Here is a 15,139-nt window from a genome sequence, read left to right as displayed (position 1 = left end):
CCGCCTCAAAATTCCGGGCAGGTCACCGCCCAGGCGCCAACACCGTCGATGCTCAGCGTGCCGCCCATTGCGAAATTGGACTGTTCGCTGGCCTTGACCAGTCGCAATTTGGCTACGATCGAGCTGATGCCCTCATCGGTGAGATCGATCGCCATCTGCTGGTCGTCCTCGAATGCCTGTCCGACGATGACTTTCGTCGAACCCGGCTGACCGTCGGTGGTCCAGTTCCTGCCGCCGGCATCAAGCCATACGCGCGCAACCGCGATGACGGCAGTGTGCCCCATCAGGACGTCGATCGATGCCGCGTTGCCCTCAGCGCTGCAAACAATCGATTCTGTCGCCAGCGCCGGAGTAGCCGCCGCGACAAGCATCAGAGTGATCGTCGCGACAGCTCGGTAGGTCATTTTACGTCGGCCGCCACCTTCAGCGACACGATCTTGTCAGGATCCGGCACCGGCTCGCCGCGCTTGATCTTGTCGACATTGTCCATGCCTTCGATGACCTGGCCCCAGACCGTGTATTGGCGGTTGAGGAAGGCGGCATCGTCGAAGCAGATGAAGAACTGCGAGTTGGCCGAGTTCGGGTTCTGCGAGCGCGCCATCGAGCAGGTGCCGCGGCCGTGATTGGCGTTGGAGAACTCCGCCTTCAGGTCGGGCTTGTCGGAGCCGCCCGTGCCGGCGCGCGACGGTGCGAAAGAGGGCTTGCTGGAATTGCCGAATTTCACGTCGCCGGTCTGCGCCATGAAGCCGTCGATGACGCGGTGGAACACCACGCCGTCATAAGCGCCTTCGCGCGCCAGTTCCTTGATACGGCCGACATGGCCGGGTGCCAGATCGGGAAACAGTTCGATGACGACCTTGCCCTTGGTCGTTTCCATGATGAGCGCGTTCTCGCGGTCCTTGATCTCGGCCATGTCAGAATATCCTTTGAAACAAATGGGTTTACTTGCCGTCGGCGGCGATGCGCACCTTGATCATGCGATCGGGATCGGTGACGACCCCGTTCTGCGCCGCGTCGCCTTTCTTGATCTTGTCCACCAACTCCATGCCGTTCTCGACATTGCCGACGATGGTGTACTGGCCATCGAGCGGCGGCGCCGGCGCGAACATGATGAAGAACTGCGAATTGGCGGAATCCGGGTCCTGCGAGCGGGCCATCCCGACCACGCCGCGCTGATAGCGCTCGGTCTGAGAGAATTCGGCCGGCAGGTCGGGAAGATCGGAACCGCCGGTGCCGACAGCATCGGCGCTGAAGCCGTTCTTCATGTTGCCGAACTTCACGTCGCCGGTCTGCGCCATGAAGCCGTCGATGACACGGTGGAAAGCGACGTTGTCATAAGCGCCTTGGCGCACCAGCTTCTTGATCTGCTCGACATGCTTCGGCGCGAGATCGGGCCTGAGCGCGACGGTCACGTCGCCGTCCTTCAGCGTGATGACCATGGTGTTTTCCGGATCGGCGGCGAACGCCGAAACGGATGCGGTCACAAGACCGAAAAGAACGACAAAGCAGATGGCGAGCCCTTTGAGCTGCATGGATCTTTCTCCGAAAACCTTTGTTTCACGCATGTCGTTGCCCCAAAACCGGGTTCCACGTTGGGCGACATGCATTATTTCGCAAACTTGGCGGTGAGTGCGCCAGCCACAGCCGCCGGCACGAAGGCGCGGACGTCGCCGCCCATCGAGGCTATCTGACGGACAAGTGTGGCGGTAATGGTTCGCACCGAAGGGCTGGCGGGCAGAAAAACCGTCTGCAGTTCAGGCGCCATGGTCTCGTTCATACCGGCCATCTGCATCTCGTAGTCGAGATCGGTGCCGTCGCGCAGACCGCGGATCATGATCGAGGCGCCCTGCTTCCTGGCAGCGTCGATGACCAGCCCGTCGAAAGCCACGATTTTGATGCGCGCGCCGTCGCGGCCGAATTCGGCCTTCGTCGCAGCTTCGATGAGACCGACCCGCTCCTCGAAAGAAAACAGCGGCTTCTTGCCGGGATGAATGCCGATCGCCGCATAGACGGTGTCCGCCACGGCCAGCGACGCCTTCAGCACGTCGAGATGGCCGTTGGTCGGCGGGTCGAAGGAGCCGGCATAAAGGGCGATGCGTTCGGTCATGGCAGGTGCTTCTAGCGAGCCTCTCTCGCAAAGGCAAATCCGATCGGCGAGCCGCCAATCCATGTCGCCGCAAAAGCCTGCCCTTGGGCCTGAGTCAGGGCCCGACCCGAGGTGCACAGCCGTTTGGAACAACGGCATGCACCCAAAACAGGACTTCAAAGCGCATCGCCTGAGCCACGGTAATCGCGATGCGCTTTGAGTGAACCTTTTGGCCGAGATGAACGACCAATGAATGGGCCGATCACGAAGGCTTCACGCAGCGTTCATTAGATTGCAGCTTCAGAAGATGAAACCAAAACCCCATTTGATCGTTGCTAGGTGCAGGAGAACACGCACATGCTGATCTACATGCTCGCCACCGCAATGACCGTCGCCATGCTCATCGCCACCGTATTCGGGCTGCATCAGGAAGCAGAGCGCGTCCGCGCCAAGTCCAATGCCAAGCGGTTCGGAGGCTTCGGTATCCGCAAGCCTTCACGCCACTTCTAGACCGGTCGCCGCCTGTTAACGGCGCCGGTCCATCGGGCCGGCATCGCCCATCAAGACCTACTCGGCGTTATTGTCCGGGCCAGCGCCTTCAGTACCGGTATCCAGAGTTGCGTCGCCTTCGACACTCTCTTCGGCTTCCTCGTCCGACTGCGGTTCCGTTATCCGCTCCACCGAAACGACCTTCTCGCCGTCAGCAGTGTTGAAGATGGTCACGCCCTTGGTGGCGCGGCTGGCGAAGCGAATTCCGTTGACCGGCACGCGGATGACGGTGCCTCCATCCGAGACGAGCATGATCTGGTCGTCATTGCCGACCGGGAAAGTCGCGACCAGACGGCCGATCTCAGCCACTTTCGACACATCGGTGGCGCGGATGCCCTTGCCGCCGCGCCCTATCTGGCGGAAATCATAGGAAGACGAGCGCTTGCCGTAGCCATATTCCGTCACCGTCAGCACGAACTGCTCGTGTGCCTTGAGGAATTCGTAGCGCTCGTCGGAAAGCTCCGTCTCCTCGCCGACCTCCTCATTGGTGAGCTGGAAGTCTTCTTCCTCGCCCGCCGCAATGCCGGCGGCGAGCCGCCGTTCGGCCGCCACCCGCTTGAGATAAGCCGCGCGTTCGGCCGGCGACGCATCGACATGTTCGATCACCGCCATCGAGATCACCCGGTCGCTGGCAGCCATGGCGATGCCGCGCACGCCGACCGAGTTGCGGCTCTGGAAAACGCGCACGTCGCTGACCGAGAAGCGTATGCACTGGCCGGAGCTTGCGGTCAGCAGCACGTCGTCATTGTCGGTGCAGGTCTCGACGCCGAGTATCTCGTCGCCCTCCTCTTCCAGCTTCATGGCGATCTTGCCGTTGCGGTTAACCTGGACGAAATCCGACAGCTTGTTGCGGCGCACCGTGCCGCGCGTCGTGGCGAACATCACGTCGAGTTCGCCCCAGCTGGTCTCGTCCTCGGGCAGCGGCATGATCGTGGTGATGCGTTCGCCCTGCTCCAGCGGCAGCATGTTGATCAGCGCCTTGCCGCGCGACTGCGGGTTGCCGATCGGCAGGCGCCACACCTTTTCCTTGTAGACGATGCCGCGCGAGGAGAAAAACAGCACCGGCGTGTGCGTGTTGGCGACAAACAGCCGGGTGACGAAATCCTCTTCCTTGGTCGACATGCCGGAGCGGCCTTTGCCGCCGCGGCGCTGGGCCCGGTAGAGCGACAACGGCACACGCTTGATGTAGCCGGAATGGCTGACCGTCACGACCATGTCCTCGCGCTGGATCAGGTCCTCGTCTTCCATATCCGCCCCGCCATCGGACAGCTCGGTGCGGCGCGGCGTGCCGAACTCGTCGCGCACGGCGGCAAGCTCGTCCTTGACGATCTGCTGAATGCGGGCGCGCGACGACAGGATGTCCAGGTAATCCTTGATCTCGTCGCCGATCGTGTTCAACTCGTCGGCGATCTCGTCGCGGCCGAGCGCTGTCAGCCGCTGCAGGCGCAGTTCGAGGATGGCGCGCGCCTGTTCCTCGGACAGATTGTAGGTGCCGTCCTCGTTGATGCGGTGGCGCGGATCGTCGATCAACAGGATCAGCGATTCGACGTCGCCCGAGGGCCAGCGCCGCTCCATCAACTGCTCGCGCGCCGTCTGCGGATCCGGCGCGCTGCGGATCAGCTTTATCACCTCGTCGATGTTGGCGACGGCAATGGCAAGGCCGACCAGCACATGGGCACGGTCGCGCACCTTGCGCAGCAGGAATTTCGTGCGCCGGCTGATCACGTCCTCGCGGAAGGCGACGAACGCCTTCAGCATGTCGGTCAGCGTCAGCAATTCCGGCTTGCCGCCGTTCAGCGCCACCATGTTGGCGCCGAACGACGTCTGCAGCGGCGTGAAACGGTAGAGTTGGTTGAGGATGACGTCGGCGACCGCGTCGCGCTTCAGTTCGATGACGACACGGTAGCCCTGGCGATCACTCTCGTCGCGGATGTCGGAAATGCCTTCGATACGCTTGTCGCGCACCAGCTCGGCCATCTTCTCGATCATCGACGACTTGTTCACCTGGTAGGGAACCTCGGTGATGACGATCGATTCACGGTCGTTGCCGCGCGCCTCGACGTTGACGCGGCCGCGCATGACGATAGAGCCGCGGCCGGTCGAATAGGCGCTGTAGATGCCGGAACGGCCGAGCACGATGCCGCCGGTCGGGAAATCCGGCCCTGGAATGATCTCCATCAGCGCCGGCAGATCGATCGCCGGATTGTCGATGAGGGCAATGGCGCCGTTGCAGACCTCGCCCAGGTTGTGCGGCGGGATGTTGGTGGCCATGCCGACGGCGATACCGCCGGAGCCGTTGACCAACAGGTTCGGAAAGCGCGCCGGCAGGACTTTCGGCTCGCTGCCGGACGCATCATAAGTGTCCTGGAAATCGACGGTGTCCTTGTCGATGTCTTCCAGCAACTCATGCGCGACCTTGGTCAGCCTCGATTCGGTGTAACGCATCGCCGCCGGCGGATCGCCGTCGATCGAGCCGAAATTGCCCTGCCCGTCGATCAGCGGCACGCGCAGCGACCAGTCCTGCGCCATCCGCACCAAGGCGTCGTAGATCGAGGCGTCGCCATGCGGATGGTATTTACCCATCACGTCGGCGACCGGGCGCGCCGACTTCACATATTTGCGGTTCCAGTGGTAGCCGCTCTCATGGGCAGCGTAGAGGATGCGGCGATGCACCGGCTTCAGCCCGTCGCGCACGTCGGGCAGCGCACGGCTGACGATCACGCTCATCGCGTAATCGAGATAGGAGCGCTGCATCTCCTCGATGATGGATATCGGCTCGATGCCGGTGGGCCCGCCGTCGGCGCCGCGCGGTGTCTTCTGGTCGGTCAAATCAGGTCACAATCAAATCGGGAATCACTCGGTGCTTATATAGGAAGCCGGGCCGAAACTCCAACGTCCGCGGCAGTTTTCCAGTGTCGGTTTTTGTGGTGATTTCAAAAGGATATCACTGATTGCGACGATATGGCCGAGGCGCTTTCGTGGCCGCCGGGGCAAAGCTCATTGGCAGGCCAATTTTTTGCTTCACAAAGCCGGAACCACGGATGCGTTCGGCAATTTATCGCCTCGCCGCCGGAGCCGGTAGGCGCCGGGCGCCTCCCCCATCACGCGGCGGAAACGGTGGTTGAAGGTCGACAAATCGTTGAACCCGGCTTCGAAGGCGATCGTCGAGATCGCCTCGTCCGACATGCGCAGCCGCACCGCCGCCCTGTGCAGCCGGGTTTTCAGCACGAATTGGTAGGGCGTCATGCCCGCGACATGCCGGAAGCTGCGCAGGAAATGGTAAGGACTGGTCGCCGTTTCGCTTGCAAGCTCGGCGAGCGAGACCGGGCTTTCGGCATCCTTTTCGATGCGCCGCACCGCCTCCGCGACGCGTTTCTGATCGCGGCGGCTCGGTGAACGGGCAGCGGGCGTGAGACCGGAGGCGACGGCTGCGCCGGCAATCCGCAGTCCGAGTTCCTCGAACGCCTCGATGTCGGCCATCTCGCGCGCGGCTTCCGCCTCGGCCAGCAGCCGTGCCAGCCCCGGCAAGGGCGGCAGAAGCGGCGTCTTGAAGGCCAGCTTCTTCGCGCCCGGCACATCGGCGACGATCTGTTCCATATAGGCCGGGCTGAAATGATAGGAGATGCAGCGGTCGCCGGCGCCATGCTCGTGCCCACACTCGTAGCAAGTGCGGGGGTTGCCGAGCAGAATCGCGCCCGGCGTCAGCATCGCCGTGCCTTGGCGTGCGCGGTAGCGGAAGGTGCCGTTGGTCACCACCGCGACACAAAAGGTGCGATGCTCTTCCTCGAACGGGCGATCAGCGACGCCGGCAGTGCAGACCACATCCGACACCCGCCAGCCTTTTCCGGACGCCAGTGTATGCACGCTCGTCGTCATGGCCGAAAGATAGCAATTTTTCCCAAGCGCAAGAAGACTGCCAGGGCCTATTCTTCCCGGTCTCCTGACAATGTGGGCAGAAAACCATGTTCAATTCATCCTCCTTTGCCGAAGCCCTGCACAGTGACGGGCCAGCCGCAGGCCTTGCCGAAAAACTGAACCTTTACGGCCGCTTCGTCGGCGCCTGGACGTTCGATGCCACGCGCCATCTCGAAGACTGCCAGGTGCTGACCGGACGCGGCGAGGTGCATTTCGGCTGGGTGCTCGAGGGCCGCGCGATCCAGGACGTATGGATCTTGCCCGCGCGGAACAGTGGCGCACCGAACTCGCTCGGCAAATGGAGCTTTTATGGCACGACACTGCGCGTCTATGACCCCGGCGCCGACGCCTGGCATATTTTCTGGAGCGATCCGCGCACCCAGTATTACAGCCGCCAGCTCGGCCGCGCCGAGGGCGACACCATCGTCCAGCAAGGCGCCGACGGCACCGGCGCCTCGGTGCGCTGGAGCTTTTCTCGGATCACCGAAAATTCGTTCCGCTGGCTGGGCGAACGCTCGCAGGACGATGGCGCGACCTGGCGGCTCGAAGTCGAGTTCCTGGCGCGGCGCGTCGCCAGCGCCTGACCTGCACGGTTCCCCCTGACGCCGCTTTGCTCTACCAATGCTGGGATCTCGGGCACGGCCCGGCGGGGAGGGTCAGAGATGCCGAGCTTCGACAGCCTGTTCAACGCCTTCGTCACCATTCTGGTGACCATCGACCCGCCTGGCCTGGCGCCGCTCTTCCTCGCCGTGACGCGCGGCATGAACCGCGAGGAGCGCAACCAGGTTTCCGTGCGTGCCTCGATCATCGCTTTCTTGGTGATGGCGGTGTTTGCAATCGCCGGCGCATCGATCCTGTCGGTGTTCGGCATCACGCTGCCGGCGTTCCGCGTCGCCGGCGGGTTCCTGCTGTTCTTCATCGCCTTCGAAATGGTGTTTGAGCGCCGTCAGGACCGCAAGGAGAAGATCGGCGACGTCGCCATCACCAAGGACATGATCCACAACATCGCCGCCTTTCCGCTGGCGATCCCGCTGATCGCCGGTCCGGGAGCGATTTCAGCGACAGTCCTGCTGTCCGGCTCGTTACCAGGTTTGGGCGCGCAGGCAGCCCTTGTCGGCATCATCGCGATCTGCCTTGTCCTCACCTACCTGGTGTTCGTGCTGGCCGAGCGCATCGACCGTATCCTCGGCCAGACCGGCCGCTCGATCCTGACCCGGCTACTCGGCGTCATCCTGGCGGCGCTTGCCGTGCAGTTTGTCGCCGACGGCGTCAAGGCGTTGATGGCAGCATGAAAATGAAAGCGGCCTCGCGCTTGATTGCCGAGGCCGTCATTTTCGTTGTCCATCTCGCGCAACGAACCGCCACTGGCGGGCGCTATCCTACTTCGCCGTCGTATCAATAACTTCGAAGTCGTGGGTGATCTCGGCGGTCTTGGCCATCATTGCCGAGGCCGAGCAGTATTTTTCGATCGAAAGATCGATTGCCCGCCTGACCTTGTCATGCGAAAGCGCGCGGCCCTTGACGATGAAATGCATATGGATGCGGGTGAACACCCGCGGCTCCTTCTCCGCCCGGTCGGCATCGAGTTCGACCACGCAGTCCTCGACCGCCTCGCGGCCCTTTTCAAGGATGTGGACGACATCATAGGCCGAGCAGCCGCCAGTGCCGAGCAGCACCAGTTCCATAGGGCTCGGCCCCGGCGTCTTGCCATCGGGTCCGAACGCGGTTCCCAGCACCACCTTGTGACCGCTGCCGGACTCGCCGACGAAAGTGCGCTCCTCGACCCATTTGACCCGTGCTTTCACCTGATACGTCCTTTCACCGCACACCGCTCAAACGCACAACGTCCCGAAAATCCAAGATAGATTTTCGGGACGCCAATGCGTGGCCTCAAATAGCTGGCTGTCAGCTCGCGCAGAGCCGCTCGCTCCAAGCGATCAGAACGGAATTTCGTCGTCGAGTTCGCGCGACGAACCGCCGCCACCCTTGTTGCCGCCGCCGCGATTGAGACTCTCGCCCGGGCCGGACTGGCCGAAATCGGAACCGCGGCTGCTACCGCCACCGGCATAGCTGCCGACCTGACCGCCCTCGCCCTGCCCGCGTGCGTCGAGCATCTGCAGCTCGCCACGGAATTTTTGCAGCACGATTTCGGTCGTGTAGCGATCATTGCCGGTCTGGTCCTGCCATTTGCGCGTCTGCAACTGGCCCTCGACATAAACCTTCGCACCCTTCTTCAGATATTGCTCGGCGACCTTGGCGAGCTGATCGTTGAAGATCACGACATTGTGCCACTCGGTCTTTTCCTTGCGCTCGCCGGAAGTCTTGTCGCGCCAGCTTTCCGACGTGGCGACGCGGATGTTGACGACCGGCTCACCCGAATTCAAACGGCGGATTTCCGGGTCCGCCCCGAGATTGCCCACCAGAATGACCTTGTTGACGCTACCCGCCATGATACTTCTCCGCGCTCATCCGAAACAATTTTTTCTCGCTCTCACCTTATAGACTGCGGACATTCCCCGCCTGCCGTGGCTGGCTTTTCCCACAAGGTTTTTGTTCTCCTTTCGTTCTAGTCTCATTTGACCCTTATTGTCAAGGAATGTCAGCAACAAGTACTATCTTGGGTCTGGAAATTCCACGATATCTGGCCGCCGGGATCGAAGGTCGAACACAATGAAGACAGTTGCACATGAGGACCAGCCGCAAGAACAGTGGCGAGCGGGAGTACAAACCCGCATGCACGTCTCGGCCCGCAACGGCACAACTCAACTTTGCATATTTGAACAATGGGTCGAGCCCGCGGTTGGCGCCCCGACACATTGGCACCCGGTCGAGGAAGTGCTTACCGTGATCGCTGGCAAGGCCGAAATGTGGATCGATGAGGAGCGTATCGTCTTGATTCCCGGGCAGTCCCTTGTTGTTCCCGCGCACAGGAAACATGGCTTTCGAAACGCCGGCTCCGAAACGCTTCATATCCATGCCGTGCTCGCGTCACCAATTTTCGAGGCGACGTTCGACGGGTCCCCCGAGATGGTGAGACGCTGGCTTCTAACGAGCCTGTAAAACAGCGCCCTGCCTAAAACACCGCCAGCCTAAAACATCGCTTGCCAAATCAATAAGCGTAGACTTATGCTTCCGCCATGATCGAAGCCGAGATTTTTCGAGCGCTTGCCGACCCGACGCGCCGCGCCGTCTACGAACGGCTCGCCGCCGGCGAGATGACGGTGTCGGAACTGCGCAGCGGCATGAGCGTGTCGCAACCGGCCGTGTCGCAGCATCTTGCAGTGCTGCGCGGCGCCGGCCTGGTGGCCGAGCGGCGAGCCGGCCGCAACGCCTATTATCGCGCCAATCCGCAAGGGCTTGACCCTCTGCTCGGCTGGATCGAGCGTTACCGTGCGTTCTGGCCCGAGCGTATCGAACGGCTCAAGGCGGTTTTGAAGGATATGGACCAATGACGGCAAAACAGCATTCCGACATGGCGGCAGATTCAATCGAGTTCGAGTGCGAGCTTCCAGATCCGCCGGAAAAAGTGTGGCGGGCGCTGACTGTGCCGGACCTGCTCGCGGCCTGGATGATGCCGAACGACATCAAGCCGGAGATCGGCGGCCGCTTTGCCTTTGCCAAGGCGGATGCACCGATCGAGTGCGAAATCCTCGACGCCGAGCCCGAACGCCTGCTGCGTTATTCCTGGCGGGAGCGGCCGGCGCCTGGCGATACAGCGGATCCGCTCACCAGCCCGCTGGACAGTATCGTCACCTTCACGCTCGACCGCACTGTGTCGGGCGGCACCCATCTGCGCATCGTCCACAACGGATTTGCGCGAGTAGCCACGCCTGCGATTGCCGGCGCCGGTTGCCGGGTTTCGCTCAACGCACACAGCCCCAGACAGACCATAGCCGCAAACACGCCTCGCCTCGTCCTGCGCGCGGCCTGAGCAGCACAACGGAGAAAAAGCGATGAGCGGTTTTGCCAATCTGGTGCCGATGGTGATCGAGCAGTCGAGCCGCGGCGAACGCGCCTTCGACATTTTTTCGCGGCTGCTGCGCGAGCGCATCGTCTTCATCAACGGTCCGATCGACGACAATGTGTCGGCGCTGGTCTGTGCCCAGCTCCTGTCGCTGGAATCCGACAATCCCGATAAGGAGATTTCCCTCTACATCAATTCGCCGGGCGGCGTGGTGACCAGCGGTTTCGCCATCTACGACACGATGCAGTATATAAGCAGTCCGGTATCCACCGTCTGCATGGGCTTTGCCGCCTCGATGGCCTCGTTCCTGCTGATGGCCGGCACACCGGGGCGACGCATCGCGCTGCCCAACGCCAGCATCCTGCTGCACCAGCCGTCAGGCGGTTTCCAGGGCCAGGCCTCCGACATCCAGCGCCACGCCGAAGGCATCCTCAGGACCAAGCGGCGCATGACCGAGCTTTACGCGCACCACTGTGGTCGCACGTTCGAAGAAGTCGAACGCACGCTCGACCGCGATCATTTCATGACCGCCGCGGAGGCAAAGACATGGGGCCTTGTCGACCATGTTTTTGACACGCGTAAGAGAGCGGCGTGAAAGGGTAGCCGGCTCATAAGCAACGTCGGTCAGCCGTTCGGCTAGTTTGATCGCCACCGGTCTGGCTTCGGCCAGAGTGCGGCGATACAGTCCGCCGATGTCTGAGATCTCACGCATTTGCTTGAACCGGCTGATTATCGGTATCGCCGTCGCGGCGATGACCTCCGGCGCGGCAGCATAATTTTCGATGTCGGCGCGGGCTCGATCAAGGCCCCCCGGTGATAGGACACCTCCATCGGCCTCCATCGCTGCCACAATCTCAAGGCACTCGTGCGCCTGCGGCTCTGAAACGAACAGCCCCGCCGCTGCTTCCGCAAACGGTCGGGGCTTTTTTGGATCTGAAATCCAACTCGCCGGAAGTACACTGCCGGCTTTTGATTTCGGATGCTTCGCGGCGTTCGGCCGACGATCCGACTAGTAGTCTCTGATTTTAATGGGATCGGCAGGTCACGGTTTGTCGGGCGGCGCAAACGCCTGGCCCTGGCACTTATGCCTGCCGCGGCTCCATCGACACGTGGAGCCTCAAGGGACTGTCCGGTGGAGTCATTCCTCTGCTCTCCTTTTCTGTCCATTGCGACCGGTGTCGTCCGAAGCGCTTATCGCAAAAGCCTGCAACTCGTGCAGGCCGCCTTAGGGCGGCGAGGCCATCGAAAGATAGTCGGCTTCGGTGACGTCTGGAGTCTGACTCCTTGAGGTTACGACGTCAACAGCTGGATAGCCGATTTACCAAAAACGTGATCGCTTGTGTGGCGAATCCGAAATTTGCATCCGTTTTGAGCAGCGCGACGTCGGCTGTGGATACGTGGGCGCATTTGTCAGGAGCGTGTTCGGCCTTTGTTCTTTCCGCTTGCTCGCCCGCGCGAAAGACGGTTAAAGGCTTGGGTCGAGAGTTCTCTCGAAACGGTGGCGAAATTACCTACATAGGGGTTGGCCGGGACAACCCGCCATCCCACGAGATTCCAGATCTGAGGCGGCGACCGGCGATGGCCGACCATAAATATCTTTCCATTCGCGGGGCGCGCGAACACAATCTGAAGAATGTCGATCTCGACCTGCCGCGTGACAGCCTGATCGTCATGACCGGGCTGTCGGGGTCAGGCAAGTCGTCGCTTGCCTTCGACACCATCTATGCCGAGGGCCAGCGCCGCTACGTCGAGAGCCTGTCGGCCTATGCGCGGCAGTTCCTCGAAATGATGCAGAAGCCTGATGTCGACCAGATCGACGGCTTGTCGCCGGCCATCTCCATCGAGCAGAAGACCACGTCGAAGAACCCGCGCTCGACGGTTGGCACCGTCACCGAGATCTACGACTATATGCGGCTGCTGTTCGCGCGCGTCGGCATCCCCTATTCGCCGGCCACCGGCCTGCCGATCGAGAGCCAGACGGTGTCGCAGATGGTCGACCGCGTGCTGGCGGTCGAGGAAGGCACGCGTCTGTTCATCCTGGCGCCGATGGTGCGAGGCCGCAAAGGCGAATACCGCAAGGAACTGCTGGAGCTGCAGAAAAAGGGTTTTCAGCGCGTCAAGGTCGACGGTGTTTTTTACGAAATCGCCGACGTGCCGGCGCTGGACAAGAAGTACAAGCATGACCTCGACGTCGTCGTCGACCGCATCGTCGTGCGCGGCGATCTGGCGACGCGGCTTGCCGATTCCATCGAGACCGCGCTGAAGCTCGCCGACGGGCTGGCGGTGGCCGAATTCGCCGACCGGCCGCTCGACGCCAGCCAGACCGGCGAGGATTCGGTCAACAAATCGAAGAATGAGACGCATGAGCGCATCCTGTTCTCCGAAAAATTCGCCTGCCCGGTGTCCGGCTTCACCATTCCCGAGATCGAGCCCAGGCTGTTTTCCTTCAACAACCCGTTCGGCGCCTGCCCGACCTGCGACGGCCTCGGCAGCCAGCGCGCCATCGACGCCAGCCTGATCGTGCCCGACGACAATCTGTCGCTGCGCGCCGGCGCCGTCAGCCCATGGGCGAAATCGACCTCGCCCTATTACGTGCAGACGCTCGAGGCGCTGGGTAAGGCTTATGGCTTCAAGCTCGGCGACAAGTTCCGCGATCTGACCGATGAGGCAAAGCAAGCCATCCTGCACGGCACCGGCGAGCGCGAGGTCACTTTCCAGTATGATGACGGGCTGCGCTCTTACCAGACGACAAAGACCTTCGAAGGCGTGATCCCCAATCTCGAACGGCGGTGGAAGGAAACCGAATCTGCCTGGATGCGCGAGGAGATCGAGCGCTTCATGTCGGCCACGCCTTGCCCGGCCTGCCGCGGCTACCGGCTGAAGCCGGAAGCGCTGGCGGTGAAGATTGCCGGCAAGCACATCGGCGAGGTCACCGAGCTGTCGATCCGCAAGGCCGACCAATGGTTCACCGAGCTGCCCGCCGCACTCAGCGACAAGCAGAACGAGATCGCGGTGCGCGTGCTCAAGGAAATCCGCGAGCGGCTGCGCTTCCTCAACGATGTCGGGCTCGACTACCTGACGCTGTCGCGCAATTCCGGCACGCTGTCGGGCGGCGAGAGCCAGCGCATTCGGCTGGCCTCGCAGATCGGCTCCGGCCTCACCGGCGTGCTCTATGTGCTGGACGAGCCGTCGATCGGCCTGCACCAGCGCGACAATGCGCGCCTGCTTGACACGCTGAAGCATTTGCGCGACATCGGCAACACGGTGATCGTCGTCGAGCATGACGAGGACGCCATCCTGCATGCCGACTATGTCGTCGATATCGGCCCGGCCGCCGGCATCCACGGCGGCCACATCATCGCGCAGGGAACGCCGCAGCAGATCATGGCCAGCCCCGCCTCAATCACCGGCAAATATCTGTCCGGCGAGCTCGAAGTGGCAACGCCGGCGGTGCGGCGCGAGGCCAAGAAGAACCGGCGCCTGAAGATCGTCGGCGCGCGCGGCAACAATCTGAAGAACGTTACCGCCGAAATCCCGCTCGGCACCTTCACCGCCGTCACCGGCGTCTCCGGCGGCGGCAAGTCGACCTTCCTGATCGAGACCTTGTTCAAGGCGGCGTCGCGCCGCATCATGGGCTCGCGCGAGCACCCGGCCGAGCACGACCGCATCGAGGGCCTCGAATTCCTCGACAAGGTCATTGATATCGACCAGTCGCCGATCGGACGGACGCCGCGCTCCAATCCCGCCACCTATACCGGCGCCTTCACGCCGATCCGCGACTGGTTCGCCGGCCTGCCGGAGTCCAAGGCGCGCGGCTATCAGCCAGGCCGCTTCTCGTTCAACGTCAAGGGCGGTCGCTGCGAAGCCTGCCAGGGCGACGGCGTCATCAAGATCGAGATGCACTTTTTGCCCGACGTCTATGTCACCTGCGACGTATGTCACGGCAAGCGCTACAACAGAGAGACGCTCGACGTTCTGTTCAAGGACAAGTCGATTGCCGACGTGCTCGACATGACGGTCGAGGAAGGCGTCGATTTCTTCGCCGCCGTGCCCGGCGTGCGCGACAAGCTGGAGACGCTGAAGCAGGTCGGCCTCGGCTACATCCATGTCGGCCAGCAGGCGACGACTTTGTCGGGCGGCGAGGCGCAGCGCATCAAGCTGGCCAAGGAACTGTCGCGCAAGGCGACCGGCAAGACGCTCTACATCCTCGACGAGCCGACCACCGGCCTGCATTTCCACGATGTCGCCAAGCTCTTGGAAGTGCTGCACGAGCTGGTCGATCAGGGCAACACGGTGGTCGTCATCGAGCACAATCTCGAGGTGATAAAAACCGCGGACTGGGTGCTCGACCTCGGTCCCGAGGGCGGCGACGGCGGCGGCGAGTTGGTGGCCTCAGGCACGCCGGAGGATATCGTCCGCGAAAAACGCAGCTACACCGGCCTGTTCCTCAGGGGACTTTTGGAGCGGCGCCCCGGAGGCAAGCGCGAAGCGGCGGAGTGAGCGAAGACTGGCTGGCGTTTGGAAAATCCTCAAATAAGGATCAGAAGAGCGCTTGCCGGTGATCTTGATGCTGTCGTCCGGCTGACGCAAGCCGCCTATGCACCCTACGCCCAATCCGCATTTCG

General features: G+C 62.3%; 16 protein-coding genes. 8 read left to right on the top strand and 8 right to left on the bottom strand.

Annotation, left to right across the window (positions count from 1 at the left end; all coding sequences use genetic code 11):
* Positions 1-5: 5 nt before the first annotated feature.
* The 4 genes from AC0L2C_RS08350 to coaD form a co-directional block, all read right to left on the bottom strand.
* Positions 6-404 (bottom strand): hypothetical protein, encoded by a 399-nt coding sequence (locus AC0L2C_RS08350; RefSeq protein ID WP_287062686.1) that lies wholly within the window; start codon positions 402-404, stop codon positions 6-8.
* Positions 401-913 (bottom strand): peptidylprolyl isomerase, encoded by a 513-nt coding sequence (locus tag AC0L2C_RS08345; RefSeq protein WP_023801171.1) that lies wholly within the window; start codon positions 911-913, stop codon positions 401-403. The genes AC0L2C_RS08350 and AC0L2C_RS08345 overlap by 4 nt, the downstream gene beginning before the upstream one ends.
* 28 nt (positions 914-941) lie before the next feature.
* Positions 942-1,532: a peptidylprolyl isomerase gene (locus AC0L2C_RS08340; RefSeq protein WP_473523154.1), complete on the bottom strand. Its 591-nt coding sequence runs from the start codon at positions 1,530-1,532 to the stop codon at positions 942-944.
* Between the two features lie 74 nt (positions 1,533-1,606).
* Complete coding sequence (coaD, locus tag AC0L2C_RS08335) at positions 1,607-2,107, bottom strand: pantetheine-phosphate adenylyltransferase (protein WP_023801169.1); 501 nt, start codon at positions 2,105-2,107, stop codon at positions 1,607-1,609.
* A gap of 336 nt (positions 2,108-2,443) precedes the next feature.
* Between coaD and AC0L2C_RS08330 the strand changes: the two genes are divergently transcribed.
* Entirely contained in the window at positions 2,444-2,596 is a 153-nt protein-coding gene (locus AC0L2C_RS08330) for a hypothetical protein (RefSeq protein WP_128168117.1), read from the top strand.
* Between the two features lie 57 nt (positions 2,597-2,653).
* Here the strand turns inward: AC0L2C_RS08330 and gyrA are convergent, their stop codons facing one another.
* Entirely contained in the window at positions 2,654-5,464 is a 2,811-nt protein-coding gene (gyrA, locus tag AC0L2C_RS08325) for a DNA gyrase subunit A (RefSeq protein WP_473523153.1), read from the bottom strand.
* Between the two features lie 192 nt (positions 5,465-5,656).
* Positions 5,657-6,511, bottom strand: coding sequence for a helix-turn-helix transcriptional regulator (locus AC0L2C_RS08320; protein WP_473496680.1), 855 nt, complete (start codon positions 6,509-6,511; stop codon positions 5,657-5,659).
* A gap of 86 nt (positions 6,512-6,597) precedes the next feature.
* Between AC0L2C_RS08320 and AC0L2C_RS08315 the strand changes: the two genes are divergently transcribed.
* Complete coding sequence (locus AC0L2C_RS08315; protein ID WP_473523152.1) at positions 6,598-7,134, top strand: hypothetical protein; 537 nt, start codon at positions 6,598-6,600, stop codon at positions 7,132-7,134.
* Between the two features lie 78 nt (positions 7,135-7,212).
* Entirely contained in the window at positions 7,213-7,842 is a 630-nt protein-coding gene (locus AC0L2C_RS08310) for a MarC family protein (protein ID WP_419693421.1), read from the top strand.
* 87 nt (positions 7,843-7,929) lie between these two features.
* Here AC0L2C_RS08310 and AC0L2C_RS08305 read toward each other — a convergent pair whose 3' ends face one another.
* A complete protein-coding gene (locus AC0L2C_RS08305; RefSeq protein WP_023801163.1) occupies positions 7,930-8,355 on the bottom strand; it encodes an OsmC family protein in 426 nt (141 codons plus the stop codon).
* A 132-nt stretch (positions 8,356-8,487) separates the two neighbouring features.
* Positions 8,488-9,000: a single-stranded DNA-binding protein gene (locus tag AC0L2C_RS08300; RefSeq protein WP_287238107.1), complete on the bottom strand. Its 513-nt coding sequence runs from the start codon at positions 8,998-9,000 to the stop codon at positions 8,488-8,490.
* 220 nt (positions 9,001-9,220) lie between these two features.
* On the opposite strand from AC0L2C_RS08300, the gene AC0L2C_RS08295 reads away from it, so the two are divergent.
* The 5 genes from AC0L2C_RS08295 to uvrA all read left to right on the top strand — a co-directional run bounded on the left by AC0L2C_RS08295 (position 9,221) and on the right by uvrA (position 15,014).
* The gene (locus AC0L2C_RS08295; protein WP_287238106.1) at positions 9,221-9,610 is read left to right on the top strand and encodes a cupin domain-containing protein; all 390 of its coding nucleotides are present in this window, start codon (positions 9,221-9,223) and stop codon (positions 9,608-9,610) included.
* Between the two features lie 77 nt (positions 9,611-9,687).
* A complete protein-coding gene (locus AC0L2C_RS08290) occupies positions 9,688-10,002 on the top strand; it encodes an ArsR/SmtB family transcription factor (RefSeq protein ID WP_287238105.1) in 315 nt (104 codons plus the stop codon).
* A complete protein-coding gene (locus AC0L2C_RS08285; protein ID WP_287238104.1) occupies positions 9,999-10,481 on the top strand; it encodes an SRPBCC family protein in 483 nt (160 codons plus the stop codon). The genes AC0L2C_RS08290 and AC0L2C_RS08285 overlap by 4 nt, the downstream gene beginning before the upstream one ends.
* A gap of 22 nt (positions 10,482-10,503) precedes the next feature.
* Complete coding sequence (locus AC0L2C_RS08280; protein ID WP_027151958.1) at positions 10,504-11,109, top strand: ATP-dependent Clp protease proteolytic subunit; 606 nt, start codon at positions 10,504-10,506, stop codon at positions 11,107-11,109.
* Between the two features lie 983 nt (positions 11,110-12,092).
* Complete coding sequence (uvrA, locus tag AC0L2C_RS08275; protein WP_473523151.1) at positions 12,093-15,014, top strand: excinuclease ABC subunit UvrA; 2,922 nt, start codon at positions 12,093-12,095, stop codon at positions 15,012-15,014.
* Positions 15,015-15,139: the final 125 nt, after the last annotated feature.

It is taken from the genome of Mesorhizobium sp. WSM4845 (assembly GCF_055811455.1).
This window is presented reverse-complemented; position numbering and strand designations above follow the sequence as displayed.

Excerpts from the sequence above, each read along its gene's own strand:
- uvrA (WP_473523151.1), top strand. The coding sequence starts at position 12,093 with ATGGCCGACCATAAATATCTTTCCATTCGCGGGGCGCGCGAACACAAT.
- AC0L2C_RS08295 (WP_287238106.1), top strand. The coding sequence starts at position 9,221 with ATGAAGACAGTTGCACATGAGGACCAGCCGCAAGAACAGTGGCGAGCG.
- AC0L2C_RS08300 (WP_287238107.1), bottom strand. The coding sequence starts at position 9,000 with ATGGCGGGTAGCGTCAACAAGGTCATTCTGGTGGGCAATCTCGGGGCG.
- AC0L2C_RS08330 (WP_128168117.1), top strand. The coding sequence starts at position 2,444 with ATGCTGATCTACATGCTCGCCACCGCAATGACCGTCGCCATGCTCATC.
- AC0L2C_RS08290 (WP_287238105.1), top strand. The coding sequence starts at position 9,688 with ATGATCGAAGCCGAGATTTTTCGAGCGCTTGCCGACCCGACGCGCCGC.
- AC0L2C_RS08350 (WP_287062686.1), bottom strand. The coding sequence starts at position 404 with ATGACCTACCGAGCTGTCGCGACGATCACTCTGATGCTTGTCGCGGCG.
- AC0L2C_RS08285 (WP_287238104.1), top strand. The coding sequence starts at position 9,999 with ATGACGGCAAAACAGCATTCCGACATGGCGGCAGATTCAATCGAGTTC.
- AC0L2C_RS08345 (WP_023801171.1), bottom strand. The coding sequence starts at position 913 with ATGGCCGAGATCAAGGACCGCGAGAACGCGCTCATCATGGAAACGACC.
- coaD (WP_023801169.1), bottom strand. The coding sequence starts at position 2,107 with ATGACCGAACGCATCGCCCTTTATGCCGGCTCCTTCGACCCGCCGACC.
- AC0L2C_RS08280 (WP_027151958.1), top strand. The coding sequence starts at position 10,504 with ATGAGCGGTTTTGCCAATCTGGTGCCGATGGTGATCGAGCAGTCGAGC.
- AC0L2C_RS08320 (WP_473496680.1), bottom strand. The coding sequence starts at position 6,511 with ATGACGACGAGCGTGCATACACTGGCGTCCGGAAAAGGCTGGCGGGTG.
- AC0L2C_RS08340 (WP_473523154.1), bottom strand. The coding sequence starts at position 1,532 with ATGCAGCTCAAAGGGCTCGCCATCTGCTTTGTCGTTCTTTTCGGTCTT.
- AC0L2C_RS08315 (WP_473523152.1), top strand. The coding sequence starts at position 6,598 with ATGTTCAATTCATCCTCCTTTGCCGAAGCCCTGCACAGTGACGGGCCA.
- AC0L2C_RS08310 (WP_419693421.1), top strand. The coding sequence starts at position 7,213 with ATGCCGAGCTTCGACAGCCTGTTCAACGCCTTCGTCACCATTCTGGTG.